Origin of the sequence: Corynebacterium sp. LK2537 (assembly GCF_040946485.1) — a bacterium.
Taxonomy (GTDB): Bacteria; Actinomycetota; Actinomycetes; order Mycobacteriales; family Mycobacteriaceae; genus Corynebacterium.
This window is the reverse complement of the sequence record NZ_JAYWLQ010000002.1, coordinates 319,403-343,290: the sequence shown is the minus strand read 5'-3', so window position 1 is coordinate 343,290 and position 23,888 is coordinate 319,403. Positions and strand designations below refer to the sequence as shown.

Here is a 23,888-nt window from a genome sequence, read left to right as displayed (position 1 = left end):
GCCCCGGGGCGCGGGCGTCTCGCCTAAACTCTCCGGGGTGAATACCCAACGCCGCGTACCGCCACTACTGGCCTATCTCCTCATCGCCGCCGGGCTCCTCGGCGGCATCGGGAAGACCATCGCCCACACCCTGATCACCGACTTCCCCGTCGACATGATCATCTACCGGGAAGGGGTCAAGGCCTTCCTGTCGGGCGGCGAGGTCTACTCGCAGCCGATGTATGCCGGCGACATCGCCCTGCCGTTCATCTACCCTCCCTTCGGCGCCCTAGTGATGGTGCCGCTGGCCGCCTTCGAGTGGATGAGCGACGACCTGGCCGGCGACATCATGATCGTGCTGTCCGACCTGCTGCTGCTCGCGTGCATCTACTTCGTCGCCCGCGCCATCCTGCCGGCGATGGCGCGCCGCAACTTCCTCGCGGTCGTCTTCGTGGTCTGGGCCGTGGTGCTGGGCTTCGAGCCGGTGGAGCTGAACAACGGTTTCGCGCAGATCAACATCGCCGTCATGGCCTTGGTGGTCTTCGACCTCGTGCCGCGCAAGCGCTACCTGCCGCAGGGCTGGCTCATCGGCGTCGCGGCCGCCATCAAGCTGACCCCTGCGGCCATGCTGCTGTATTTCCTGGTCCGCAAGGAAGTCAAGCCGATTGTCACCGCTGCCGTCTCCGGCGTCGTCGCCACGGCCCTGGCGGCGGCCGTGCGCTGGGATGTCTTCGTCGAGTTCTTCTTCGGCAAGATGCTCGCCATGGGTTCCGGCGACGATTTCGGCGTCGGCACCGCCTACCAGTCCAACAGCTCGTGGAAGGGCGTGCTCGAGCGCGCGTTCACCTCCGCCGAGGCCGCCGAGGCCCACGGCACCTTGCTCAACGTCGCCTGGCTGGTGGGCGCCCTAATCATCATCGGCGTCGGCGCCTGGCTCATGCGCAGCCTCCTTAGCCGCGGCCTGGCTATCGATGCCGCCCTCACCGCCTCCGTCGTCATGCTGCTCATCTCTCCGGTGTCTTGGTCGCACCACTGGGTCTGGCTGGCACTCATCCTGCCGGTTCTCGCCTACCGCGCGTGGTCGTGGCGGCACCAGACCTGGGTCGCCGGCAGTCTTATCGCCGTCGTGGCCGCCTGGGCCTTCTGCTTGCTCACGATGCCACCCAAGTGGTGGTTCGGCGACGACATCAACGTCTACGGGCTTAACACCATGCAGAAGTTCCTGGTGAGCGACTTCGTGTGGATGATCATCATCGCCGGCGCCCTCTACGCCTACTGCGCACTGAAACAGCCGCGGCAGGAGTTATCCACAGGCACGCGCACCGAAGTGTGACGGACTCAACTCCCTTCGCGCCAAAGTCGGGGTTATCCACAGGCAGGCGCGTTGACGCGTCATCAAAAATGGCGTTTTTGGGCGAATTATCCACAGGTTCAGGTTTTTGCTTGTCGGGGTTGACGGGCGGGCTTAGCGTGTGAGGCATGACGACGACAGCCATAGACACTTTGAAAGCAGCGCACTCTATCTTCGCGGACGGGATTTCCTACTTGGGCCTGTGCCGCGAGCTGAGACTGCCCGCCCTGAAGGCTGTCATGTCGGACGTTGCCGCGGCCGCCCACTACCGCGCCTGCCAGACCTTCTTCGGACACACCACGTATACGCGCAAGCAAGCCGATGCGAGGAAAGGCGCCGCGGAATCCGGACACCACTTAGATACTTTGCTGGTGTTAGACAACGCCTTCCGCCGGGTGCGACACAAAGGCCACGCCTGGGCCATGCTCATAGAACTCTGCAACACCCCCGGCACCACCAAACAACTCCGCCGCCTTGCCAACCAAAAGGTCCTAGAGCTTAACCGCCCGGCCCCACCGGCCGAAGGCGTGCGCGTGACCCGCTGCAAAGACGGACCGAGTACTTTTTCTATCACCGGCGACCCTGAGCTGGTGGAAAACCTCTGGGCGTCGATTAAGACCATCCCCGACGTGGAAGCCTTGTTCAGCGGCGGGCTGAACAAGCAACCGAAAGCCACCCACGTGGTGATCTCGCTTCCTGATTGGGTGCAAATCCTGTCCGGTGATGGGGATGAGATCACCCTGCAGCTAACCAACGGCACCACCATGACCGGTGCCGAGTACGTCCGCCAATGCTTGCTGGACGCGGGCCTGGCCACCCTGGTGGACCCTAGGCGCGGCCCGGTCAACCACTACCGCTTCCAGCGCCACGCTTCACCGAAGCAGAAGGACATGGCCAAGGCCGAGACCACCACCTGTGCGTGGCCGAACTGCCGCAAGCCGGCCGATGAGTGCCAGGTCCACCACATCCACCCCTGGGCCGATGGCGGCGAGACCAACCAGGAGAATCTCACCTTGTTGTGTGAGTTCCATAATTCGTGGAACGACGACGACCCCGCCTACCCCAGACACGGCAGGATAAACCGCCGCGATGGCAGGGTGACGTGGGATCCGCCCTGGAGCGGCGGGACCTAACGGCTGACACGGGGTCAGCCGAGGTACAAGGAACGAGAGCAGAACCGCAAGACCAGGCTGCGAGGAGACACCCCAAGGGGCAAACCCAGCGAAATACGCGAAAAGGCGCCACGGACCACGTCCGTAGCGCCTACTCGGCGTGCCTTAAGGCCTAGTGCAGCGGATTGACCCCTGCGCCGAACCACCAGATAGCCCCCAGGGCGACCAAGCCCAGGATGATGAAGACCCACAAGGACGCCAGCGGGCGACGCACCCACGAGCGACCAAAGTCCAGCGACATAACACCCGGGCCGGTGAACTGAACGCCCAGAGCGATAACGAACAACACGACCGACAGCCATACCGACTCCGGCCAGTTAAAGACGTTGAGCCCGGCCCCAGAGACAGCGAGGGCGTGCAGGGCGGTGAACCCGGTGACGAGCGTCGCGAGCATCGCCGCGACCGGCGTCAACAGACCCAAGACGAGGAAGGCGCCAGCGACCAACTGGACGACCGGCACACCGATGCCCAGAATGTTGGCCCACGGATAACCCGCGAACTGCTCGGTGACCTCGCTAAGGCCGGCAGAATCGCCGAGCTGCAGTAGCGGGCGCAGCCCCGCCAGGATGAGGTACACGCCCAAGCCGAGGCGGACCAGCAAAAGGCCGAAATCGATGGTGCCACGCTTAGCGGAGGCCGTGGTTTCGGGGGCCTCGGTCGGGTCGGTGGCATCGGCAGCGCCGGCGTAGAGGGGCTGCCCGTCGGCGTCGTACTGCTCGCCGGCCGGGACCTGGGAGGTCGCGGCGTAGTCCGGCTCGTTCGGATCCAGCGCCATGGTCTCCTGCGGCGCGGCGGCCGGCTGGTAGCGAGTGGCAGGCTCGTCGGCGCGGCGCTCGGCGAAGTCGCGATCGGCAAAGGCCTCGGACTCGCGCGGCTCGCGGTCCAGCTGGACGGTCGGATCCGCGGCGGCGGCCGGCGCACCCGTGGCACTGAAGGCGGTGGTCTCAGCCCCCTGGCCTGCCGACCTCACCTCGGGAGCCTCCTCCACACCCGGCTCGGGCGTGGTAGCGCGGGGCTCGATGTTCTGCGGCTGGGCGCGGCCGGCGCGCTCGAAGAGGGAGCTGCGCTTCGGCGCGGGCTTGCTCGGGGCACCTGCCTGGGCGGACTCGCTGGTCTCGCCAGGCTTGGCGGCCTGGCCGAACTCGGTGGTCTCCGGGGCATCGTCGCGCTTTAGGGGACGCGCGGTGCCGCGGCCGGAAGACTGGGAGGGCCCAGTGTAGGTGGGAACGTCGTCAAAGTCATCGCCTAAGGCTCGGGCGTTATCTGGCTTGTTGTTCTGGGTCATAACTGCCAACTTAGGCCAGCTAAGCGTCAGTCTGGACCACCGTTATCGGCGCGCCGCGACATCGTCTGCAAATCGAGCCCCTTTCACCTTTGTTGACACGTCACGCTTTTGGGTACACTAGAGTTATTAGCCAACACCAAGGAGGAACCATGACCGACAAGAACCAGGACTGGGCCGGCGACCCGCACAACGCTTCCCCGGACGGCGAATTCGTCCGCGACACCAACTACATCACCGACCGTTTTGTCGCCGGTATCACCGAGCGCCAGAACAACGACGACGGCACCGTCAGCTGGCCAATGGCCGCCGACCGCTACCGGCTTATCGCCGCCCGCGCCTGCCCGTGGGCGCACCGCTCCGTCATCACGCGCCGCCTGATGGGCCTCGAGGACACCCTCTCGCTAGGCCTGGCCGGCCCGACCCACGACGTGCGCTCCTGGACCTTCGACCTGGATCCCGATGGCGTCGACCCAGTGCTTCGCATCCCCCGCCTGCAGGACGCCTACTTCGCCCGCTTCCCCGACTACCCGCGCGGGATCACGGTACCTGCCATCGTGGAGGTCGCCAGCGGGAAGGTCGTGACGAACGACTACGACAGCATCGTGCGCGATTTCATCACCGGGTGGACCGACTTCCACCGCGCCGGCGCCCCGAACCTCTACCCCGCCGAGCACGCGGCCGAAATCGACGAGCTCAACGAGTACATCTTCCGCAACATCAACAACGGCGTCTACCGCTGCGGCTTCGCCGGCAGCCAGGAGGCCTACGAAAAGGCCTACGCGGACCTCTGGGAGGCCCTCGACTGGGTCGAAGAGCGCCTGGGCCAGCAGCGCTACATGGTCGGCGAGCACCTCACCGAGACCGATATCCGCCTCTTCGTCACGCTGGTGCGCTTCGATCCGGTCTACTACTCGCACTTCAAGTGCTCCCGCCACAAGACTTCCGAGCTGCCGAACATCCGCGGCTACCTGCAGGAGCTTTTCCAGATCCCGGGCTTCGGTGACACCACCGACTTCACCGAGATCAAGCAGCACTATTTCATCGTGCACAAGGAAGTAAACCCCACCCAGGTTGTCCCGGTCGGCCCGGAGATGTCCTGGCTGGCCCAGCCGCACGACCGCGACCGCTTCGGCGGCGCCCCCTTCGCCGAGGGCACCACGCTGCCCGGCGCCCTGCCGAAGGGCGAGGAGCTCAAGAACCCGGAGCCCTTCCAGGAAGAGCTCTTCGGCTAAGCCGCGCTAGGCAACGGGCTAAGCAACTAGCCCCTCCCCGGCGGCGCGCACGACGGAGTCCGTGAGCTCCTCGAGCACCTCGGATTCTAGCCGCCAGCGCTGCCAGTACAGATCGACGTCCAGCGGATCACCGTCGAGCAGCACCACCTGCCCGCTGTCGAGCAGCGGCCGCGCCTGGGCCTCGGCCACCAACCCCCAGCCCAGGCCCGCGCGGACGGCCTCGACGTAGCCCTCGGCCGAGGGAATCTCCGAGATATTAGCCCGGATGACGTGCGAGTCGATGAAGCGTTCCTGCATGGCATCGTCGAGCACTTGGTCGTGCGGGCCGTACATCACCACCGGCATCTGCGTCCACGAAATACCCTCCACCGTCCGATGCCGCCGCGCCAGCCCCGGTGCCGCCACGGCGACCAGCCGCTGCTTGCCCAGGTACGTCGACTCGCAGCCGCTCACCGGCAGCTCCTCGCGGGTTACCGCGCCGAGGACGTCGCCGCGGCGGAGCATCGCCAGCGTGCGAGCCTCGTCCTCAATCAGCAAGCGCAACGATGCCTTGCCCCCGTCGGCCACGTCCTCCAGCACCGGGCGAAACCAGGTCGCCAGCGAGTCGGCGTTCACGGCCACCGACAAGGGGACGCGCGCCAGGCGTTTCTGCAGGCGGGCATTGGTCTCGGCCTGGACCAAGGCCATGCGGCGGGCGGCTTGGACGAGGACTTCGCCGGCATCGGTAGCCATCACCGGCGTGGAGCGCCGCAGCAGGACGCGGCCCGTGCTGGTTTCCAGGGCTTTGACGCGCTGGCTAACCGCGGAGGGTGATACCCCTAACACTCGGGCGGCGCCGTCGAAGCTGCCTTCGTCCACAATTGCCAGCATAGTTTCCAGATGAAGCGGGTTCATGAAGCATAGCTTAACTATATTTAGTCTGATTAACTAGACTTCACTTTCGCGCGGCGGCACACTAGAGATATGTCGATCATCGTAGCTGGCTTCGCCCTGGGTATCTCCCTTATCGTCGCTATCGGGCCCCAGAATGCCCTCCTGCTCAAACAGGGCATTCGCCGCCATGCGATTGGCGTGGTGATTGCTATCTGCGCGGCCAGCGACATCATCATGATTCTCGGCGGCACCGCCGGCGTCGGCTTCTTGGTCGACCGCTTCCCTTGGGCGCTGACCATCCTCAAATACGCGGGCGCGGCCTACCTGGCCTATTTCACCTTCCTGTGCTTCCGCGACGCCCTCACCCCCGACGGCAAGGCCCTCGACGCGGACACGCCGCCCAACAAGACCGAGGAGATCGAATCCTTCGGCACCTCCCCCGACGCCCGCGGCGGCGTGGCCGCCGTGGCCACGAAGACCCGCCGGGTCATCCGCCGCCAGATGCAGGAAAAGACCTGGCTCAAGCCAGCCCTGGCCGCCGTGGCCATCTGCTGGCTCAACCCGGCCGCTTACGTCGACGTGCTCGTCATGTTGGGCGGCGTGGCCAACCAGTACGGCCCCGACGACCGCTGGCTCTTTGCCGGCGGCGCCATCTGCGCCAGCCTCGTCTGGTTCCCTACCATCGGCTACGGCGCGGCCAAGTTCTCCGACGTTCTGGCGCAGCCGAAGGTCTGGCGGGTCATCAACTTCGCCATCGGCTGCATCATGATTGGCCTGACCATCAAGCTGCTGATGCACTAAACGCCCCGCCGGAGAGCTCGTCTCCGCGGGGCGCCGGTCCGGCTTTTAGTTAGTTCTTCTGCTCGCTAGTGGAAGCGTCGGTGCCGGTGGTCTCGGCATCGTCGGCCTCGGGGTCACCGGAGGCGCCGGTTTCCTCGATCCACTGCTTGATTTCTTCCTCGGAGCGGCCTTCCTCAACGTTGTCGCGCTCGGTGTAGTAGCTGACGTCGTTGCGCTTCTCGTCGTACTCCTCGAGGTCGAAATCGACTTCCTCGTCGTTGTCGAGGTCGTCGGTGACCTCGTCGACGATGTCGTTGTAGAGCTCCTCGCGTTCCAGGTTGGAGTCGACCAGCTGCTGGCCGATCTCGTCGTCGTAGCGCGCGGCGTCGTACTCCTTGTCCGGGTGCAGCTTCAGGTGCAGCAGGGCGCGGATGCGCTCGCGGCGCACGCCCTCGTCCTTAATCTGGGACTGGCTGCGGAACCAGGCGAAGACCAGGATGGCCACCATGACAATGCCCATGTAGCCGATGACCGGGTAGACGTAGTTCATCAGGGTCTTGAAGCCGGCGAAGGAGACCCCGAAGCCAGCCAGGCAGCCCGCGACGAAGATGACGCGGTAACGGCCCTCGTGGCCGGCGGACAGGCGCTTACCCAGCGCGTAGAACATGCCGATGGCGGTGTTGAAAATCATCAGGTAGATGATGACGGCCATGATGCCGCCCAGCACGGAGCCCATCTCGTCGACGAGCATCAGCATCGGGATGTCGGAGTCGCCGATCTTGTCGGCGTTCATCAGCAGGGAGAAGCCCGCCATGCCCATCATGATGAAGTAGATGACGCCGCCAATGATGCCGCCCAGGCCGGCCTCGCGCGGGCTGATGTTGTCGCCGCCGATGACCAGGGACATGGACACGGCCAGCATCAGGGCCAGGCCGTTGTAGTTCAGGGCAGAAACCAGCCAGTTGCCGATAGGCGAATCAATCTGGCCGGAGTGCTCCATGGCCAGGGTGACGTCCTCGGGCATGCTGAACAGCGTGTAGATGAAGACCAGGATGACCGCGATGATGATGGTCGGGGTCAGCGCGCCGATGACCTTGGAAACCTTGTCGACGTCCAGCATGCCGCACACCAGCACGAGGATGAGCATCAGCAGGGAGCCGACCCAGGCCGGCCAGCCGAACTGCTGCTCCATGTTGGAGCCGGCGCCGGCGAGCATCACGAAGCCGATTGCGAACAGGGTGATGACCACCGCGATATCCAGCAGCTTGGAAACAATCGGGTGGGTCACGCGGCGGAAGACGGTGTTGTGCTCCGAGGCGTGGAAGTAGCTACCCAGCTGCAGGAAGACGGTGCCAGCCAGCGTCATGATGATGCCGGCGACGATGATGCCCCACACGCCGTTGGCGCCGAAGGAGGTGAAGTATTGCACGATCTCCTGGCCCGTCGCGAAGCCGGCGCCAACCAGCAGGCCGACGAAGGCCAAGGCGATGCTCATTGATTTGGTAATAGACACAACTTTCCTAGTTCTGCTAGACAATGATCAAGTCTCAAGCGCGCACCCGACGGCCAGGGGCCCTGCCAGAAAGCGGCGGGCCCAGCCAGCCTCAGCCCGCCGCGGCCCGAGGGAGCAAGCATACAACTCAACCTCCGGCGCAGCGGATTGGCGCGCGCTGTCGTCCCAAAGCATAACGCACCTGTCCGCGCCGCCTGGTGTGCACTGTAGCTAGTCCACCCCTACCTGTGAGACACCTAACGCTTGGCTGGGACTTTCGGCAGGAAAGGCCCCGGAATACGCCAAAGAACCGCGGATATCATTTTGATAACATCCGCGGGTCCTGGCTGATAACTGTGCGGTCTAGTTGAGCTTCTCCGCGATCAACTTGTTGACCTGGCCCGGGTCAGCCTTGCCCTGGGTGGCCTTCATGACTGCGCCCACGATGGCGCCGGTGACCTTCTTGTTGCCGGCCCGGTACTTCTCCACGATGTCCGGGTTGGCGGCCAAGGCGTCGTCGACGGCCTTCTCGATGGCGCCGTCGTCGCGGACGACCTCCAGGCCGCGCGCGGCGACGACCTCGTCGACGTCGCCCTCGCCAGCCAGCACGCCGTCGACGGCCTGGCGAGCCAGCTTGGTGGTCAGCTTGCCCTCGGCCACCAGGGCGCACACGCGGGCGACCTGCTGCGGGCTAATCGACAGATCGGCCAGGGCCACTCCCTGTTCGTTGGCCTTGCCGGAGAGGTAGGCCACCCACCAGGAGCGGGCATCGGAGGCCGGGGCGCCAGCCTCGACGGTGTCGACGATGAGGTCGAGGGCGCCGGCGTTGACCAGGTCGCGCATCTCCTCATCCGTCAGGCCCCACTCCTTCTGGATGCGGGCGCGGCGGACCCACGGCAGCTCCGGCAGCGTGGCGCGGATTTCCTCGACCCACTCGCGCGGGGCGATGACCGGCGGCAGGTCCGGGTCGTTGAAGTAACGGTAGTCCTCGGCGGTCTCCTTGGGGCGCCCCTTGGAGGTGGTGCCGTCGGCCTCCTGGTAGTGGCGGGTCTCCTGGACGATCTCGCCGCCGTCCTCGATGACCTGGGCCTGGCGCTGCATCTCAAAGCGCACGGCCTGCTCGACGGACTTCAGCGAGTTGATGTTCTTGGTCTCTGTGCGTGTACCAAACTCCTCCTGGCCGATGGGGCGCAGGGACAGGTTGGAGTCCACGCGCATGGAGCCCTGGTCCATGCGGGCATCGGACACGCCCAGGGCGGCGACCAGGTCGCGCAGGGCGGAGACGTAGGCCTTGGCGACCTCGGGGGCGCGCTCGCCGGCGCCGATGATCGGCTTGGTAACGATCTCGATCAGCGGGATGCCGGCACGGTTGCAGTCCACCAGGGACTTCGTCGCGCCGTGGATGCGGCCGTCGGCGCCGCCCAGGTGGGTCAGCTTGCCGGTGTCTTCCTCCATGTGGGCGCGCTCGATCTCGACGCGCCACTCAGTGCCGTCCTCGAGCTGGACGTCCAGGTAGCCGTCGTACGCGATGGGCTCGTCGTACTGGGAGATCTGGTAGTTCTTCGGCTGGTCCGGGTAGAAGTAGTTCTTCCGGGCGAACCGGGAGGACTCCGCGATGGAGCAGTTCAGCGCCAGCCCAATCTTGATGGCCCATTCCACGCCCTTGGCGTTAACGACCGGCAGCGCGCCCGGCAGCCCCAGGGACACCGGGTCCACGTTGCTGTTCGGAGCGGCGCTGAAATTGGTGGCCGAGGTGGAAAACATCTTGGTTTCGGTATCCAACTCGACATGCACTTCCATGCCCATGACGGGTTCAAACTTTTCCAAGACCTCATCGAAGTCCATCAGGTCATACATCGCAGCAGTCATGCGTGCCATCTTAGTACGTTATTTTTCTTCGCCGGCAACTGGTCTTTTTTGCCTATGCTGGGGCGCATGGATACCCCGAATAGCGTCGGCTCGGACCTCGTCAATGCCCCCTTGGTCAACGTCGTCTATTGCCGCAACTTACCCACCGCGAAAGACTTAGCCGCCGCCGTCCGCGACACCTTCGGCGACCAGCTCAGCCCGCTGGAGCCCGGCCCGAACCCGCAGCTGCAGGTGGCCCAGGCCCGCGACTGCACCATCACCTTCAAGCTTATCGATGCCGCCCCCGACCTTTCCGAGGTCGAGCCCCACCCGGAGCTCAACGACGGCTCGGTCGACGTGTCCAGCGCCACCAGCTACGTACTCGTCACGGTCTTCCCCGACAACGCGCACCTCGAGCGCGGCAAGAAATACCGGGAGGACCGCCTGCGCCAGCTCAACATGCTGTCGGTGGCCACCCTCGCCGCGCTTAAAACCCCGGGCGCGCTCGCGGCCTTGGTGCCGCGGGCCGGGGTGACCATTAGCGCGCCGCGCTTTATCCAGCTGGCCGATAGCGGCGAGCTGGCGATGACGGCCGCGGGCGTGTGGGTACGCCCCTCCGAGGACGCCGATCGCTGGTACGCCTACTCCGTCGGGCTCATCCAGGCCGGCCACCCGGAGGTGCAGATTCGCAACGCGCCCGGGGATCCCAACGATTTCTACGCGGTACTGCGCGGGCTCGTTTCTTATGTGCTGGACGGCAACACCGTCCGCGCGGGCGACTCCCTGACCATCGCCGAGGACCGGCCGGCCATCACCGTGGCCGAGGACAGCTGGGTCGTGGACCCGCAGCTGCCGGCGCTGCGCCTCGACGTCGCGTAGGCGCTTACCCTACCGCGGGCCCGCGCTAGCCGAAGAGCGCCTTGGCGGTGGCGTAGCGGGCGGGCGGGACGACCTTGAGCTCGCCGACGGCATCGGCAAGCGGGACCAGCTCAATCTTTTCCCCGTGCAGGGCCACGCACTGGCCGGACTTGCCGGCGTGGGCGGCGCGGGCCGCGTGGACGCCGTAGCGCGTGGCCAGCACGCGGTCGTAGGCGGTCGGGGTGCCGCCGCGCTGGATGTGACCGAGCACCGTGGTGCGCACGTCGTAGCCGGTGCGGCGCTTGATTTCGTCGCCGATAACCTGGCCGATGCCGTTGAAGGTCTGGTGCCCGAACTGGTCGGTATCACCCTCGGTAAATTCCATGGTCCCCTCCTTCGGGAGGGCGCCTTCGGCCACGCAGATGATCCCGTACTTCTCCCCCATCTGGAAGCGGCGCTCCATGGCCTTGGTGATTTCGGCGATGTCGAAGGGTTCTTCCGGGATGACGGTGTAGTGCGCGCCGCCAGCCATGCCCGCGTGCAGCGCGATCCAACCAACGTGGCGTCCCATGACCTCCACGATGAGGATGCGGTTGTGGGACTCGGCGGTGGTGTGCAGGCGGTCGATGGCGTCGGTGGCCACGGAAACGGCCGTGTCGAAGCCGAAAGTAAAGTCGGTGGCGTTGACGTCGTTGTCGATAGTCTTCGGCACGCCGATGACAGGGATACCGTTGTCCGCCAGCCACTGCGCGCCTTTTAGGGTGCCCTCGCCGCCGATGGCGATGAGCGCGTCGACGCCGGCGTCGGCGAGGTTTTCCTTAATTTGGCCCAGGCCGGCCTTGAACTTGTCCGGGTGCAGGCGGCCGGTGCCCAGGATGGTGCCGCCGCGCAGGAGGATGCGGTCAATCTCGGCGTCGTCGTAGAGGTCGCGCCGGCGGTCTTCCATAAGCCCTACCCAGCCGTCTTCGTATCCGACCACCGTGTCGCCGAATTCGCTAGAGGCGGTGCGCACCACGGCGCGGATTACTGCATTCAGCCCGGGGCAGTCGCCGCCGGAGGTCAAGGTGGCAAGTCGCATGCTAACCAGCTTAACGCCTCTTGGCCTCCGCTGCCCCGCCGTGCAACGTATCCCGGAAGAAGCTGACCGTCACCAGGCCCGCGGCCAGCGCCGCGATGATCGCCCAGAGGGAGTGCGCCAGACCGGCGCCCAGGCCGAAGGCGGCCTGCCCGGCCTGCATGGCCGCCGAGACCACCGCCACGCCGATCACCGAACCGACCTGCCGGGCGGTGTTGTAGGCGCCGGAGGCGGCCCCCATGAGCGTGGGCGGCAGGTCGCGCATGGCGGTCGCGGAGTTGGTCCCCCAGATAAACGACTGACCCAGGCCCAGTAGCCCCAGCGGCAGGGCCAGCCACGCGGCCGCGTGCCCGCCAAGCATCACCCACCACGCAAGGACGAAGGATCCGAGCGAGACCGCGAATCCGAACTGCGACAGCGCCCGCGGGTGCAGCTTGTCCACCAGGATGCCGGCGAACGGGGTCACCAGCATGGAGACCACCGCCATGGGCACCACGATGAGCCCGGCCTGGTTGGCCGGCAGGTCCTGCACGTCCTGCATCCACATCATCATCGGCAGCATCATGGCCGCGGCCATAAAGCCCATGGTGGAGATGGAGGCCACGCCCAGGCTGTAGTTGCGGTCGGCAAAGAGCGCGGGCGGGATGAGCGGCTCGGTGCCGCGCTGGCCGGCCGTGGCCTGCAGGCGGGCGAAGACGATAAGCCCGGCGATGCCGGCCGCCAGTAGGGCCCAGACCCACCAGCGCCAGCCGAGCTCGGGGCCCTGCTGGACGGCGAAGACGATGGCGGCCATGGCGACGAGGGAGACGGCGGCGGAGGTGGCATCGATAGCCCGGGCGACCGTCGGCAGCTTCGGCACCCAGCGGGTGGCCAGGATGATGGCGGCCGCCGCAAAGGGCAGGTGGAGCCAGAAAACGCCGTGCCAGCCGACCAGGCTGACCACCAGCCCGCCGGCCACGGGGCCGGTCAGCGAGGCCAGCGAGCCGACGATGCCCCACACGCCGAGTGCGCGGCCGCGGCGCTCGCGGGCGAAAACGCGGTTGATAACGGACATCGTCTGCGGCATCTGGATCGCGGCGCCCAAGCCTTGGACGGCGCGGGCGGCGATGAGCCATTCGATGCTGGGCGAGAGCGCGCACAGCAGCGCGCCGACGGCGAAGAGCCCCACGCCGAGGCGGAACATCAGCCGCTGGCCGTAGATATCGCCCAGGCGGCCGGTAAACAGCAGGGGGACCACGACGGCCAGCAGGTAGATGGACGAGACCCACATCGTCTGGTTGATGGTTGCTCCCATGTCTGCGGCGATGGCCGGCAGCGCCACGGCCACCATGGTCTGGTCCAGCAGGGAGATGAAAAACCCGAGGCTCAGCGCGATCATCGCGCGCCACGCCTGCGGTTCGGGCAACACCGTCGATGCCGCGGGCTGCTGCGGGGTTCTATCACGCGTCATGGACAACGAGTCTAGCCCTCCGGGCAGGCCGGCTTCCGAAACTGTTTACCGCGGGTCGCCGGGCGGACTAGGGTGGTGGCATGGGAATGATTGATATCAAGAAGCCAGAAAACGTCAGCACCGCCACGACGGTCACCCTGGGCCTTATCGGCGGTTGGGTCACGGCCAAGGAGACGGGCGTGCGCCCGCTGGGCGGCGTCATCCTGGGCGCCGCTGGCCTGTGGGCGGGCCGCTCCTGGGCGGCCAAGACGAATGCCGCCACCACCGCCGGCCTGTCGGCGCTCTACCTGGGCGCATTCGGCGCCTCGCACCCGCTGGCCAAGAAGATCGGCGCCTGGCCGTCCGTCCTGGCCGTGACCGCCGCGACCGCCGGCGCCGCCTACGCTCTCTCGGACGCCAAGTAGCCGAGAGGAACGCTTCTGCGCGGTCGGATTAGCTAATCCGCCGCGCCTTTTTCTTCGGCTTCCATCGCCGCGACGAATTCGCCCTTGGTGGACTGCCACAGGTCCTCGGTCATGCCGAGGCGCCAGTAGCCGGAGATGGACACGTCGGCCTTATCGACGCCGTTTTCCTTGAACAGGAAGCGGCGCAGGTCCTTAATCATCTCGGCCACGCCGTGGATGAACCAGCTGGTGCGGCCAGCCGGGATGCCGTGGTTGCGGACCGCGGCGGCCAGCGGCGCGCCCGGGGTCGCGCCGTTGCGGTAGACCCACTGGACGGTCGCCCCCGGGCGCTCGGGCATCTCGATCTCGTGGCCGGGGGCCTCGACCTCGACGAAGGCGGTCGCCTGCGCGCCCGCCGGCAGCTTCTCTAGGGCGGCGGCGACGGCCGGGGCGGCCGACTCGTCGCCGGCCAGGACGAAGGTGTCGTAGCCGGGCTCGGGCTTCCACTTGCCACCGGGGCCGGCGAACCCGAACTCGTGGCCCACCTCGACGTCGCGGGCCCAGGGGCCGGCGAGGCCGGCATCGCCGTGCAGGACGAAGTCGACCTCGCACTCCCCCGTCTGCGTGTCGACGCTGCGCAGGGTATAGGTGCGCGTGACCGGGCGCAGGTGCCGCGGCTGGTTGGCGCGGGCCTCGGCTAGGTCGAAGGGCCAGGCGTAGTCCGCGCCCTCGGGCACGAAGAGGATCTTGATGTAGTGATCCGTCTTGTCGAGGTCCTGGCCCACCAGGTCCGGCGCGGAGATAGTCAGGCGCACCATGTCGGGGGAAACCTGGCGCTTAGCGGTGACGGTGGCGCCGTGCGCCTTGCGCTTCGGCTTGCGCGGCGCCGGCGCCTGGCCCGCGGCCGCGGCGGCCTTTTCCTCGCGTCGGCGCAGCTTGGCCGCCCGCTTTTCTTCCTTGCGGGCACGGCGGGAATCGTAGTGGGCGTGGTCCTGCCCGGCCTGGAAACCGCGCTCGAAGCCGCTGTCAAAGCCGGCCCCGAAGCCTTGGGTAAAGCCGGCCTGAAAACCGGCACGGTACGGGTCGTCAGGGATGTATGCAGAATTCTCGCTCATTTGGGTAAGGCTACCCTACAGAAATTTTTCTCGCTAGGGCCCAATAGTCACTAGCTGCGCAGTCTGGTCAGCGAGATCACCACCGGCCGCGAGACACGACTGTGCCGCGAGTCACACTATAGGCTGGGGCGCGCACCACCCATTCAACCCCAAGGAGTGATTTCCATGTCCAGCACCGGTAGCGTCAGCGCCTCCCCCAACGGCCTGTTGATGGCCCTCATCCAGTACCCCGTCCCCGTGGTCAACCACCCCGACGACGTGCAGCGCAACGTCGACGAGATTTGCCGCATGGTAGCCAGCACCAAGGCCGGCTACCCGGAGCTCGACCTCATTGTCTTCCCCGAGTACTCCTCGTCCGGACTCAACACCAAGATCTGGTCCTACGACGAGTTCCTCATCGGCCTCGACGACCCCAAGGTCGAGCAGTACAAGGCCGCCTGCCGCGACAACGACGTCTGGGGCGTGTTCTCTATCATGGAGCCCAATCACGAGGAGGGCAAGCCGCCGTTTAACACCGCCATCATGATCGACAACACCGGCGAGATTGCCCTGCACTACCGCAAGCTGCAGCCCTGGACCCCGATCGAGCCCTGGTACCCGGGCGACCTCGGCATGCCAGTGGCCGACGGCCCGAAGGGCTCCAAGATTGCCCTGAACATCTGCCACGACGGCATGTTCCCGGAGCTGGCCCGCGAGGCCGCCTACAAGGGCGCGAACGTCTACATCCGCATCTCCGGCTACTCCACCCAGACCCAGGACTCCTGGATCATGACCAACCGTTCCAACGCCTACCAGAACCTCATGTTCACCGCGTCGGTGAACCTGGCCGGCTACGACGGCACCTTCTACTACTTCGGCGAGGGCAACGTCTGCAACTACGACGGCGGCATGATTTCCGAGGGCCACCGCAACCCGGGCGAAATCGTTACCGCGGAGATCTACCCCGCGCTCGCCGACCAGGCCCGCCAGAACTGGGCGCTGGAGAACAACATCTACAACCTAGGCAACCGCGGCTACGTCGGCTACCCCGGCGGCAAGACTGAAAACTACCTGACCTGGGTCCGCGACCTAGCCAACGGCGAATACAAGCTGCCGTGGGACGACAAGGTCCGCATCAAGGACGGCTGGAAGTACTACCCGGATGGCCCTCAGCTAGGCCCGCTGCCGGACGAGTACAAATAAGGTGACGAACCCTAGTAAGGGCTAGCCTTCCCCGGACAAACACTTGACCCCTCCCGCAAGCGCGGGAGGGGTCAAATTGAGGAATTACGCGGCGGGACTGTCAATATCCGCGTCTGAAGAACGCCTTAGGCCGTGGCACCTGCCGGACCAGTCTGGTCGGCGGTGGTGTCCGGCTGGACGACGCCTTCGTCGTCTACGTTAGCAGTCTCGGCACCGGTGTTCCCAGCCTGGGATGCATCCTGGTTCACTTCTGCCCCCGGGACAGGGGTCTGGTCACTTGCCGCGCCCTCAGCTTCCGGAGCGGTCGCCGGGGCGCTTGCCTCCGGCTGGGTGGAAGCGTCCGGGCCCACCGGCTGGGTAGCCGGGGCGGCGTTGCCACCCTCCTCGGTCTGGGCGGGCTTGAACTCGATGGCGTCGTCTCCGGCGGCCAGGGCCAGAGTGGAGTTATCGAGCTGGTAGATGGCCGGCTTGGACTCGAGAATCTTGGTGATGGCGGCGGCATCGGCCATCGCGGCCGGCTCGCAGGCCATCTGGGTCGAGGTGATGGTGCCGACCTCGAGGGCACCCTCGGAGTCGAAGCTGTACTCGGCGTTGCCGCCGTTGCAGCCGTCCTCGAAGCTCAAGGTGCCGTCGTCCTGCAGCGTGATGCTGACGGCATCCGGCTTGACGGTGGAGACCAGCTTGCCGGAGATGGTCTCGTTGCCGCCCTTCGGCTGCAGCTTGGTGGCCCCCTCCGGCAGGGTGGTCACCAGCTCGGACTTTGCTTCCTCGCCGCCCTCGGACGGGGTGGCGGTGGCGGCATCGCCGGAAGTAGCGGCCGCTGCGGACTCAGTGGACTCGGTCGTCTCGCTGCCGGCGGCAGTCGAGGCGGCCTCACTGTTGGAGCTCAAGCCCAGCAGCTGCTCGAGCAGCTCCGGGGTCACGACGCTGGACAGCTGGTCCACGCCGGAAGTTTCTTGGTCAGGTTCTGGAGAATCGGTGGGCGCGGCCAGTGCTGCCGGGGCCGACAGGGCAAGGCCGGCGGCCACGGCGGTCGAAGCGGTCAGGGTCTTGATTTTCTTGGAAACCATGGTCCATAACCTACCGTCACAATCGTCACACGCAACCCATCCGATACAAAAAGAAGGTTCCCCGTATAGAAAAAACAGGGAACCTTCAGGAAACGGCGGCGGCTAGTTCGCCGAGTCGCGGCCGGCCTCGTAGGCGGCGCCGACCTTGTACAGGCGGTCGTCGGCAAAGGCCGGGGCCATGATCTGCAGGCCGGTCGGCAGTCCGGAGTCGCTGGCCATGCCGGACGGCACGGACATGCCGCACAGGCCCGCCAGGTTCAGCGGCAGGGTGCACAGGTCGAAGTTGTACATGGCCATCGGGTCTTCGACCTTCTCCCCCAGCTTGAACGCCGTGGTCGGGGTGGTCGGTGAGACCAGCACGTCGACCTGCTCGAAGGCCTTGGCGAAGTCCTGGGCGATCAGGGTGCGCACGCGCTGGGCCTGCAGGTAGTAGGCGTCGTAGTAGCCCACGGACAGCGCGTAGGTACCCAGCATGATGCGGCGCTTGACCTCGGGCCCGAAGCCCTCGGCGCGGGACATGCTCATGACCTGCTCGGCGGAGTGGGTGCCGTCGTCGCCGACGCGCAGGCCGTAACGCATGCCGTCGAAACGGGCCAGGTTAGACGAGACCTCGCAGGGCATGATCAGGTAGTAAGCGGCCAGGGCGTCGTCGAAGTGCGGGCAGTCGATCTCGACGGTCTCGGCGCCCTGGGCGACCAGCTGGTCCACGGCCTGGTGGTAGGCCTCCATTACGCCGGGCTGCCAGCCGTCGCGCTCGAACTGCTTGATGAGACCGACCTTGACGCCGCTGAGATCGCCCTGCGCGCCCTCGCGGGCGGCGGCGACTACGTCAGCGACCGGCTTGTCCACGCTGGTGGCATCGAAGGCGTCGTGGCCGGCAATGACCTCGTGCAGCAGCGCAGTGTCCAGGACGGTGCGTGCGCACGGGCCCGCCTGGTCCAGGGAGGAGGCCGCGGCGATGAGACCGTAGCGGGAGACGGTGCCGTAGGTCGGCTTCACGCCGACGGTGTTGGTCAGGGCGGCCGGCTGGCGGATGGAACCGCCGGTATCGGTGCCGATGCCCAGCGGGGCCTGGCCGGCGGCCAGCGCCGCGCTGGTGCCGCCGCCGGAACCGCCCGGGGTGCGCTCGGTGTCGTAGGGGTTATGCACCGGGCCGTAGGCGGAGTTCTCGCTGGACGAGCCCATGGCGAATTCATCCAGGTTGGTCTTGCCCAGGATCGGGATGCCGGCCTCGCGCAGCTTGGTGACCACGGTGGCATCGTAGGGCGAGATCCAGCCCTCGAGCATCTTGGAGGCCGCGGTGGTCGGGGCATCGGTAGTAGTCAGCAGGTCCTTCAGCGCCAGCGGGACGCCGGCCAGGGCCGAGGCCGGCTGCTCACCGGCGTCGAGGGCCTTATCGACGGCATCGGCGGCCGCCAGCGCTTCCTCCGCGCCGACGTGGAGGAAGGCGTTGAGCTCGTCGTTGGTCTCGGCGATGCGATCAAGGAAGGCCTGCGTGACCTCGCGGGAGGAAAGCTCCCGGGAGTGGATCTTGTCCGCCAGCTCGGCGGCGCTCAGAGAGGTAATCCCCTCGTTCGGGGCAATAAAGGTGCTCATTTACTCTCCTCCCAGAATCTGCGGAACCGCGAAACGATCGTCCTCTGCGGCCGGGGCCTGATCCAGCGCCTGCTCGGCGTTCAGGGTCCGCACCACCTTGTCCTCGCGCATGGTGGCGTTCAGCGAGTGCGGGTGGCTCATCGGCTCGACGCCGTCGGTGTCCACCTTGCCCACCGCGGAGACCGAGTCCACGATTTCATCAATCTGGCTAGCAAACTGTTCGAGCTCTTCCTCGCTCAAGGCCAAGCGGGAAAGCTTAGCCAGGTGCGCGACCTCGTCACGCGAAATCTCAGACACGCGAACTCCATCCCTTCTTCTTGCGCGCCGCCCACACTGGCCTGGCCTACCCAGCAGGCAGGCGACCAGGCTCCCGGGCCGGCGCACGGTAGTGTTTAGCTTTTGCTCCTCACCATGCTACTGCACCGCCCGCCGCAGGCGCGTAGGTGGTCTCCGACTAGAGGAACTGCCGCACCAGCGCCACGAGCGCCACGACGACGATGACGGCCCGCAAGACCTGGTTCGGCAGGCGCTTGGCCACCTGCGCGCCGACCAGGCCGCCGACGAGTCCCCCGGCCGCGACGACCGCCACCCCGATCCAGAGGATCTCGGCGCCGAAGAAGGCCCAGGCGATGAGGTAGACCAGCGCGGCGGTGACGTTGACGAACAGGGACAAGAAATTCTTCACCGGGTTGATGGCCTTGAGGCTGCGCCCGGTCATCACCGACAGGATGGCCATATACAAAATGCCCTGGGCCGCGGTGAAATAGCCGCCGTAAACCGCGGCCAACCCCATGGGGGCTACCACCCGGGGCCGGCGGTAGGCCCCGCCCACCTCAGCGCCGGAGGCGGCATCGTTAGCCGTGCCTTGCCCGGACTGGGAGCGCCCGGAAAGCCACCGGGTCAACCGCGGCTGGAAGGTCACCATTACCAGTGCCACGACGATGAGGATGGGGATGACGAAGTCGAGGGCATCCGACGGCGAGGCTAGCAACAGCAGGGAGCCGGCGGCCGAGGCCACAATGGTCACCACCACCAGCGGGCCCAGGTAGGGCAACTCGCGCCGGATTTCTTTACGGAAACCCCACGCTGAGCCCACCGACGCGAACATCATGCCGGTGGTGTTGGTGCGCACCGCCACCCCCGGCGGCACGCCCAGGGCCAGCAAGACCGGCAGGGTGAGCAAGGAGCCCGAGCCCACCGCGGAGTTGATAATCCCGGCCAGCACGGCCATAGCGAAAAGCAAAGCACCGCTAACAATGGACATGTTGGGCTCCTCTCCTTGGGGGATACTTACGCGGGCGGTTTAACGTGTCTCACATAGTAGTGCGCGCACGCTGCGTTTTCGCTATTAGTTTCCCCGGAAAGAAATTTATAGGCGGGGCGTCTATTGAGACTTGCGACACCCGGCGGGTAGTATTTACGGGAAAACAAACCGTATTAACCGCGCTAGCCACAGAAAGAATTGTCTACTATCATGTCCTTCCTCATCCGCGTTCTTCTTCCCGACACCCCGGGCAGTTTAGGCCAACTGGCCGACGCGATCGGCATGGTAGACGGCAATATTCAGTCGGTCGATATTGTTGAAAACTTCCCCGATGGCACCGTCATGGACGACATCGTGGTGGAGCTCGCCGCCGGCGGCATGGCCGATTCGCTCATTACGGCCGCCAGCACCGTCGACGGCGTCGAGGTGGATTCCATCCGCCCGTTCTCGGGCCGGGTGGATCGCCGCGGCCAGATTGCGCTGCTGGCCCGCGTGGCCTCCCACCTGCACGACGTGCGCGCGGCGATGACCGAGGTGGTCGCCGCCATCCCGAAGGCGCTGACCTCGACATGGGCCATCGTCATCGATAACAACGAGCCGATCCACCGCATCGCCAGCTCGGACGCCGCCCCGGAGGACGACGGGACGACCCCGCACGACATCGACGTCACCCAGGCCCGCGCTCTTAACCCAGAGGCCGATTCCTGGATCCCGGCCTCCTGGTCCCTGTTGGACTCGGCGCTGGCCGCCGCCCCCATCGGCGATACCGGCCTGGTCATGGCCATCGGCCGCACCGGCGGGCCCGATTATCTGGCCTCCGAGGTCGAGCACCTCGGCAACCTGGGCACCATCCTGGGCGCTTTCTTGAGCGACGGCCACGCGGGCACCGCGGACTAGTCCAGCAGCCGGCGCAGTCCTTCCGCCGCGCTATCCACTACGGTCCCGGCGGCGGCCTGTACGTCCCGCGGGGCCCAGGGGAAGGAGAAGGCCTGGCGGGAGAGCTGGAACATGGACAGATCGTTCCAGGAATCCCCGAAGCTGTAGATTTCCATCTCCTCCCGGTCCCAGCCGGCGTGCCGGGCCAACCATTCCACGCCGGCCCCCTTGGTGGTCCCGGCCGGCAGGATGTCCACGAAACCCTGGTTCTTAGTGGACTCGACCTCGTAATTGTCCAGCACCCAGCGGTGAATCTCGTCCTGGACCTGCGGGTTATCCGGCGTCCAGGTCGCCACGGCCACGAAGTCCTGGTCCGGGATGGTCTCCGGCGTCGCGTAGGCGACCTGGGTGATAACCCCGGTGCCTTCCGTGCTCACGCACTCGCGGAAGCAATAGTCCAGCCCGGTATGGGAAATCCCGTAGACGTTAGTGCCGGGGCGCTCGGCCAGGCTGCGGACCAGCTGGGTCACCGTCTCCTTGTCCAGGCCGGCGCGGTGGAGGACCTGCCGGTTCTTGTCCGCGATGATCGCCCCGGTAACCAGGATGGAGTAGTCGAATTCCACCCCGGAGCCGGCCAGCGCCCGGTAGGCCTCGTTGTAAGACTTACCGGTCGCCGCGACCGCGATATTGCCGGCCGCCTGCCACTCGGCGATGGCCTCGGCAATATCCGGGGCGAGCCCGTCCGGGAAGTAGATGGTCCCGTCGAAATCGAAAGCGGCAATCTTCATGCAGTTGGTCCTTCCTCCAGGCTTCGGCGGTAACGCTTGCGGCGTCTTAAGCCTCCAGCCTATCCGTCGGCGTCTTCGCCGGCCGGCGCGCCATGAGCTAGCAGGTCCTCGAAGCCGGCCTCATCCAGGATGGGCACGCCCAGGTCCTGGGCCTTTTGTTCCTTAGAACCGGCGTTCTCCCCGGCGACCAAAAAGTCCGTCTTCTTCGACACGGAGCCGGTGGCCTTCCCGCCGCGGCTGACGATGGCCTCCTTGGCCTCGTCGCGGCTGTAGCCTTCCAGGGTGCCGGTGACCACGATGGTCAGCCCCTCCAGGGTCTGGGGGCGGCGGGATTCGGCGGCGATCTCCATGCGCACGCCCGCGGCGGCCCAGCGCTCGACGATGTTGACGTGCCAGTCGACCTCGAACCAGGACTTGAAGGACTCGGCGATGATAGTGCCCACGCCCTCGGTCTCCGCCAGTTCCTCGACGTCGGCGGCGCGCAGTGCTTCCATCGAGCCGTAGCGGGTGGCCAGCGCCCGCGCCGCGATGGGCCCGACGTGACGGATGGACAGGGCCACGAGCACGCGCCAGAAGTCGCGCTCCTTGGCCTCGCCGAGGTTGTCCAGTAGCGCACGGCCGACCGTGTTGACCGCGATGTTGTCCGCGGACTTCGGCCCCTTGGCCTTCTTGTCCGCCTTGGAGGTGTAGACGTCGGAGGCCAACAGCTTTTCCTCGGTCAGCTCGAACAGCTCGGCCTCGTCTTCCAGGATGCCCTGTTCGATGAGATCCCAGGCGCCCTTCTCCCCCAGCGCCTCGATATCGAGCGCCTTGCGGGAGGCCAAGTATTCTAGCCGCGCCGACAGCTGCGCCGGGCACGAGCGGGTGTTCGGGCAGCGCCAGTCGGCGTCGCCCTCTTTTTGCGGCGCGAGCGGCGTCCCGCAGGAGGGGCAGTTGTCCGGGAAGGTCCACTCGACCTCGCTGCCGTCGCGGGCCTCGACGACCGGCCCCAAGACCTCGGGGATAATTTCGCCCGCCTTGCGGATGACCACGGTGTCGCCCACCAGCACGCCCTTGCGCTTGACCTCGGACTGGTTGTGCAAGGTGGCCATGGAGACCGTCGAGCCGGAGACGAAGACGGGATCCATCACCGCGAACGGGGTCACGCGCCCGGTGCGGCCCACGCCGACCTGGATATCCCGCAGGACGGTGGTGACCTCCTCGGGCGGGTACTTGTAGGCAATCGCCCAGCGCGGTGCCCGGGAGGTCGCGCCCAGCTGGCGCTGGGAGGCCAAGTCGTCGACCTTGACCACCAGCCCGTCCATCTCGAAGATGGCGTCGTGGCGGTGATCGGCCCAGTAGTTCACGCGCTCGATTACTTCTTCCGCCGAGTGCACCTGCTCGGTGTACGGCGAGACCGGCAGCCCCCAGGCCGCCAGGGCTTGGTAGGCGTGGTACTGCGAATCCGGGCTGAAGCCCTCCCGGGCGCCGATGCCGTGGCAGACCATCTTCAGACGCCGCTTTTTCACCTCCGCCGGGTCCTTCATCCGCAGCCCGCCGGCCGCGGAGTTGCGCGGGTTGGCGAAGGCCGGCTTGCCGTCCTCGACGCGCTCGGCGTTGATCTCGGCGAAGTCTTCCGGCCGCATGTAGACCTCGCCGCGGACCTCGACCAGCTCCGGCACGGGGAAGTCCGCGGTGTCCTGCAGCTGCTGCGGGATATCCTCGATGACCCGGGCGTTGGCCGTAATGTCCTCGCCGACCTGGCCGTCGCCGCGGGTGGCCGCGGAGACGAGGCGCCCGGAACGGTAGACCAAGTCGATGGAGAGCCCATCGATCTTCAGCTCGGTCAGGTAGGTCTTCGCCGGGGTGCGGGTCAGCCAGTCGCGCATCTCCGCCTCGCTGAAGACGTTGTCCAGGCTCATCATGCGCTCGAGGTGTTCGACGTCAGCGAACGGCGAGGCCGCGCCCACCTCCCGCGTCGGCGAGTCCGGGACCGCCAGCTCCGGGTGCTTTTCCTCCAGTTCCTGCAGGCGGCGGAAAAGCTGGTCGAAGTCGGCGTCCGGGATGACCGGCTGCTCGTTGTAATAGAGCTGACGATGCCGCCGTACTTCCTGGGCGAGCTCGTTCCATTCGCGTTGCACATCTGCTGGATTAGTCACGGTGCCCCAGTCTAGTCGCCGCGCCGACGCTTCCCGCCCGGCGGGTAAATTCGCAGCGTTTGGCCAGCCAGCCGCGTGTGT

At 66.4% G+C, this 23,888-nt stretch carries 21 protein-coding genes; 8 read left to right on the top strand and 13 right to left on the bottom strand.

What is annotated here, in order from left to right; all coding sequences use genetic code 11:
- The first annotated feature begins 37 nt into the window (after positions 1-37).
- Positions 38-1,312, top strand: a complete 1,275-nt coding sequence (locus VVS03_RS04460) for a glycosyltransferase 87 family protein (RefSeq protein ID WP_368519718.1) — start codon at positions 38-40, stop codon at positions 1,310-1,312.
- A gap of 146 nt (positions 1,313-1,458) precedes the next feature.
- Entirely contained in the window at positions 1,459-2,463 is a 1,005-nt protein-coding gene (locus VVS03_RS04455; protein WP_368521081.1) for an HNH endonuclease signature motif containing protein, read from the top strand.
- Between the two features lie 151 nt (positions 2,464-2,614).
- On the opposite strand, the gene VVS03_RS04450 is transcribed toward VVS03_RS04455, so the two are convergent.
- Positions 2,615-3,787: a DoxX family membrane protein gene (locus tag VVS03_RS04450; protein WP_368534083.1), complete on the bottom strand. Its 1,173-nt coding sequence runs from the start codon at positions 3,785-3,787 to the stop codon at positions 2,615-2,617.
- A gap of 149 nt (positions 3,788-3,936) precedes the next feature.
- On the opposite strand from VVS03_RS04450, the gene VVS03_RS04445 reads away from it, so the two are divergent.
- Positions 3,937-5,019 (top strand): glutathione S-transferase family protein, encoded by a 1,083-nt coding sequence (locus VVS03_RS04445; protein WP_368519715.1) that lies wholly within the window; start codon positions 3,937-3,939, stop codon positions 5,017-5,019.
- An 18-nt stretch (positions 5,020-5,037) separates the two neighbouring features.
- Here the strand turns inward: VVS03_RS04445 and VVS03_RS04440 are convergent, their stop codons facing one another.
- Positions 5,038-5,913 carry a LysR family transcriptional regulator ArgP gene (locus VVS03_RS04440; RefSeq protein WP_368519714.1) on the bottom strand — a complete coding sequence of 292 codons (876 nt, stop codon included), beginning with the start codon at positions 5,911-5,913 and terminating at the stop codon, positions 5,038-5,040.
- Between the two features lie 69 nt (positions 5,914-5,982).
- On the opposite strand from VVS03_RS04440, the gene VVS03_RS04435 reads away from it, so the two are divergent.
- On the top strand, positions 5,983-6,693 hold the full coding sequence (locus tag VVS03_RS04435; RefSeq protein WP_368519713.1) for a LysE/ArgO family amino acid transporter: 711 nt from the start codon (positions 5,983-5,985) through the stop codon (positions 6,691-6,693).
- 49 nt (positions 6,694-6,742) lie between these two features.
- On the opposite strand, the gene VVS03_RS04430 is transcribed toward VVS03_RS04435, so the two are convergent.
- Positions 6,743-8,167, bottom strand: coding sequence for a hypothetical protein (locus VVS03_RS04430; protein WP_368519712.1), 1,425 nt, complete (start codon positions 8,165-8,167; stop codon positions 6,743-6,745).
- Between the two features lie 360 nt (positions 8,168-8,527).
- Entirely contained in the window at positions 8,528-10,033 is a 1,506-nt protein-coding gene (gatB, locus tag VVS03_RS04425) for an Asp-tRNA(Asn)/Glu-tRNA(Gln) amidotransferase subunit GatB (RefSeq protein WP_368519711.1), read from the bottom strand.
- Positions 10,034-10,099: 66 nt separating this feature from the next.
- Between gatB and VVS03_RS04420 the strand changes: the two genes are divergently transcribed.
- Entirely contained in the window at positions 10,100-10,891 is a 792-nt protein-coding gene (locus VVS03_RS04420) for a DUF4261 domain-containing protein (protein WP_368519710.1), read from the top strand.
- Positions 10,892-10,916: 25 nt separating this feature from the next.
- On the opposite strand, the gene VVS03_RS04415 is transcribed toward VVS03_RS04420, so the two are convergent.
- Together VVS03_RS04415 and VVS03_RS04410 are read right to left on the bottom strand one after the other, a co-directional pair.
- Positions 10,917-11,948 carry an ATP-dependent 6-phosphofructokinase gene (locus VVS03_RS04415; protein ID WP_368519709.1) on the bottom strand — a complete coding sequence of 344 codons (1,032 nt, stop codon included), beginning with the start codon at positions 11,946-11,948 and terminating at the stop codon, positions 10,917-10,919.
- A gap of 10 nt (positions 11,949-11,958) precedes the next feature.
- Entirely contained in the window at positions 11,959-13,395 is a 1,437-nt protein-coding gene (locus VVS03_RS04410) for an MFS transporter (RefSeq protein ID WP_368519708.1), read from the bottom strand.
- Positions 13,396-13,475: 80 nt separating this feature from the next.
- Between VVS03_RS04410 and VVS03_RS04405 the strand changes: the two genes are divergently transcribed.
- Entirely contained in the window at positions 13,476-13,799 is a 324-nt protein-coding gene (locus VVS03_RS04405; RefSeq protein WP_290225952.1) for a hypothetical protein, read from the top strand.
- Positions 13,800-13,831: 32 nt separating this feature from the next.
- Here the strand turns inward: VVS03_RS04405 and VVS03_RS04400 are convergent, their stop codons facing one another.
- Positions 13,832-14,893 (bottom strand): SIP domain-containing protein, encoded by a 1,062-nt coding sequence (locus VVS03_RS04400; protein WP_368534624.1) that lies wholly within the window; start codon positions 14,891-14,893, stop codon positions 13,832-13,834.
- Between the two features lie 165 nt (positions 14,894-15,058).
- Between VVS03_RS04400 and VVS03_RS04395 the strand changes: the two genes are divergently transcribed.
- On the top strand, positions 15,059-16,075 hold the full coding sequence (locus VVS03_RS04395; RefSeq protein WP_368519706.1) for a formamidase: 1,017 nt from the start codon (positions 15,059-15,061) through the stop codon (positions 16,073-16,075).
- 125 nt (positions 16,076-16,200) lie between these two features.
- On the opposite strand, the gene VVS03_RS04390 is transcribed toward VVS03_RS04395, so the two are convergent.
- The 4 genes from VVS03_RS04390 to VVS03_RS04375 form a co-directional block, all read right to left on the bottom strand.
- Positions 16,201-17,145, bottom strand: a complete 945-nt coding sequence (locus VVS03_RS04390; protein WP_368519705.1) for an META domain-containing protein — start codon at positions 17,143-17,145, stop codon at positions 16,201-16,203.
- Positions 17,146-17,247: 102 nt separating this feature from the next.
- Positions 17,248-18,741, bottom strand: coding sequence for an Asp-tRNA(Asn)/Glu-tRNA(Gln) amidotransferase subunit GatA (gene gatA / locus VVS03_RS04385; RefSeq protein WP_368519704.1), 1,494 nt, complete (start codon positions 18,739-18,741; stop codon positions 17,248-17,250).
- Positions 18,742-19,038: an Asp-tRNA(Asn)/Glu-tRNA(Gln) amidotransferase subunit GatC gene (gene gatC / locus VVS03_RS04380; RefSeq protein WP_368519703.1), complete on the bottom strand. Its 297-nt coding sequence runs from the start codon at positions 19,036-19,038 to the stop codon at positions 18,742-18,744.
- Between the two features lie 157 nt (positions 19,039-19,195).
- Positions 19,196-20,005, bottom strand: a complete 810-nt coding sequence (locus VVS03_RS04375) for a sulfite exporter TauE/SafE family protein (protein WP_368519702.1) — start codon at positions 20,003-20,005, stop codon at positions 19,196-19,198.
- Between the two features lie 210 nt (positions 20,006-20,215).
- On the opposite strand from VVS03_RS04375, the gene VVS03_RS04370 reads away from it, so the two are divergent.
- Positions 20,216-20,902 (top strand): amino acid-binding ACT domain protein, encoded by a 687-nt coding sequence (locus VVS03_RS04370; protein WP_368519701.1) that lies wholly within the window; start codon positions 20,216-20,218, stop codon positions 20,900-20,902.
- Here the strand turns inward: VVS03_RS04370 and VVS03_RS04365 are convergent.
- Both VVS03_RS04365 and ligA read right to left on the bottom strand, forming a co-directional pair.
- Positions 20,899-21,669: an HAD-IIB family hydrolase gene (locus VVS03_RS04365; RefSeq protein ID WP_368534623.1), complete on the bottom strand. Its 771-nt coding sequence runs from the start codon at positions 21,667-21,669 to the stop codon at positions 20,899-20,901. The two genes, VVS03_RS04370 and VVS03_RS04365, sit on opposite strands and share 4 nt — an antisense overlap.
- Before the next feature lie 59 nt (positions 21,670-21,728).
- On the bottom strand, positions 21,729-23,807 hold the full coding sequence (ligA, locus tag VVS03_RS04360) for an NAD-dependent DNA ligase LigA (protein ID WP_368534622.1): 2,079 nt from the start codon (positions 23,805-23,807) through the stop codon (positions 21,729-21,731).
- Positions 23,808-23,888 lie beyond the last annotated feature (81 nt).

Coding starts and splice junctions, on each gene's coding strand:
- VVS03_RS04400 (WP_368534624.1), bottom strand. CDS start 14,893: ATGAGCGAGAATTCTGCATACATCCCTGACGACCCGTACCGTGCCGGT.
- VVS03_RS04395 (WP_368519706.1), top strand. CDS start 15,059: ATGTCCAGCACCGGTAGCGTCAGCGCCTCCCCCAACGGCCTGTTGATG.
- VVS03_RS04410 (WP_368519708.1), bottom strand. CDS start 13,395: ATGACGCGTGATAGAACCCCGCAGCAGCCCGCGGCATCGACGGTGTTG.
- VVS03_RS04405 (WP_290225952.1), top strand. CDS start 13,476: ATGGGAATGATTGATATCAAGAAGCCAGAAAACGTCAGCACCGCCACG.
- VVS03_RS04420 (WP_368519710.1), top strand. CDS start 10,100: ATGGATACCCCGAATAGCGTCGGCTCGGACCTCGTCAATGCCCCCTTG.
- VVS03_RS04445 (WP_368519715.1), top strand. CDS start 3,937: ATGACCGACAAGAACCAGGACTGGGCCGGCGACCCGCACAACGCTTCC.
- VVS03_RS04440 (WP_368519714.1), bottom strand. CDS start 5,913: ATGAACCCGCTTCATCTGGAAACTATGCTGGCAATTGTGGACGAAGGC.
- VVS03_RS04450 (WP_368534083.1), bottom strand. CDS start 3,787: ATGACCCAGAACAACAAGCCAGATAACGCCCGAGCCTTAGGCGATGAC.
- VVS03_RS04370 (WP_368519701.1), top strand. CDS start 20,216: ATGTCCTTCCTCATCCGCGTTCTTCTTCCCGACACCCCGGGCAGTTTA.
- VVS03_RS04415 (WP_368519709.1), bottom strand. CDS start 11,948: ATGCGACTTGCCACCTTGACCTCCGGCGGCGACTGCCCCGGGCTGAAT.
- gatA (WP_368519704.1), bottom strand. CDS start 18,741: ATGAGCACCTTTATTGCCCCGAACGAGGGGATTACCTCTCTGAGCGCC.
- VVS03_RS04365 (WP_368534623.1), bottom strand. CDS start 21,669: ATGAAGATTGCCGCTTTCGATTTCGACGGGACCATCTACTTCCCGGAC.
- VVS03_RS04375 (WP_368519702.1), bottom strand. CDS start 20,005: ATGTCCATTGTTAGCGGTGCTTTGCTTTTCGCTATGGCCGTGCTGGCC.
- VVS03_RS04430 (WP_368519712.1), bottom strand. CDS start 8,167: ATGAGCATCGCCTTGGCCTTCGTCGGCCTGCTGGTTGGCGCCGGCTTC.
- VVS03_RS04390 (WP_368519705.1), bottom strand. CDS start 17,145: ATGGTTTCCAAGAAAATCAAGACCCTGACCGCTTCGACCGCCGTGGCC.
- VVS03_RS04435 (WP_368519713.1), top strand. CDS start 5,983: ATGTCGATCATCGTAGCTGGCTTCGCCCTGGGTATCTCCCTTATCGTC.
- VVS03_RS04455 (WP_368521081.1), top strand. CDS start 1,459: ATGACGACGACAGCCATAGACACTTTGAAAGCAGCGCACTCTATCTTC.
- gatB (WP_368519711.1), bottom strand. CDS start 10,033: ATGACTGCTGCGATGTATGACCTGATGGACTTCGATGAGGTCTTGGAA.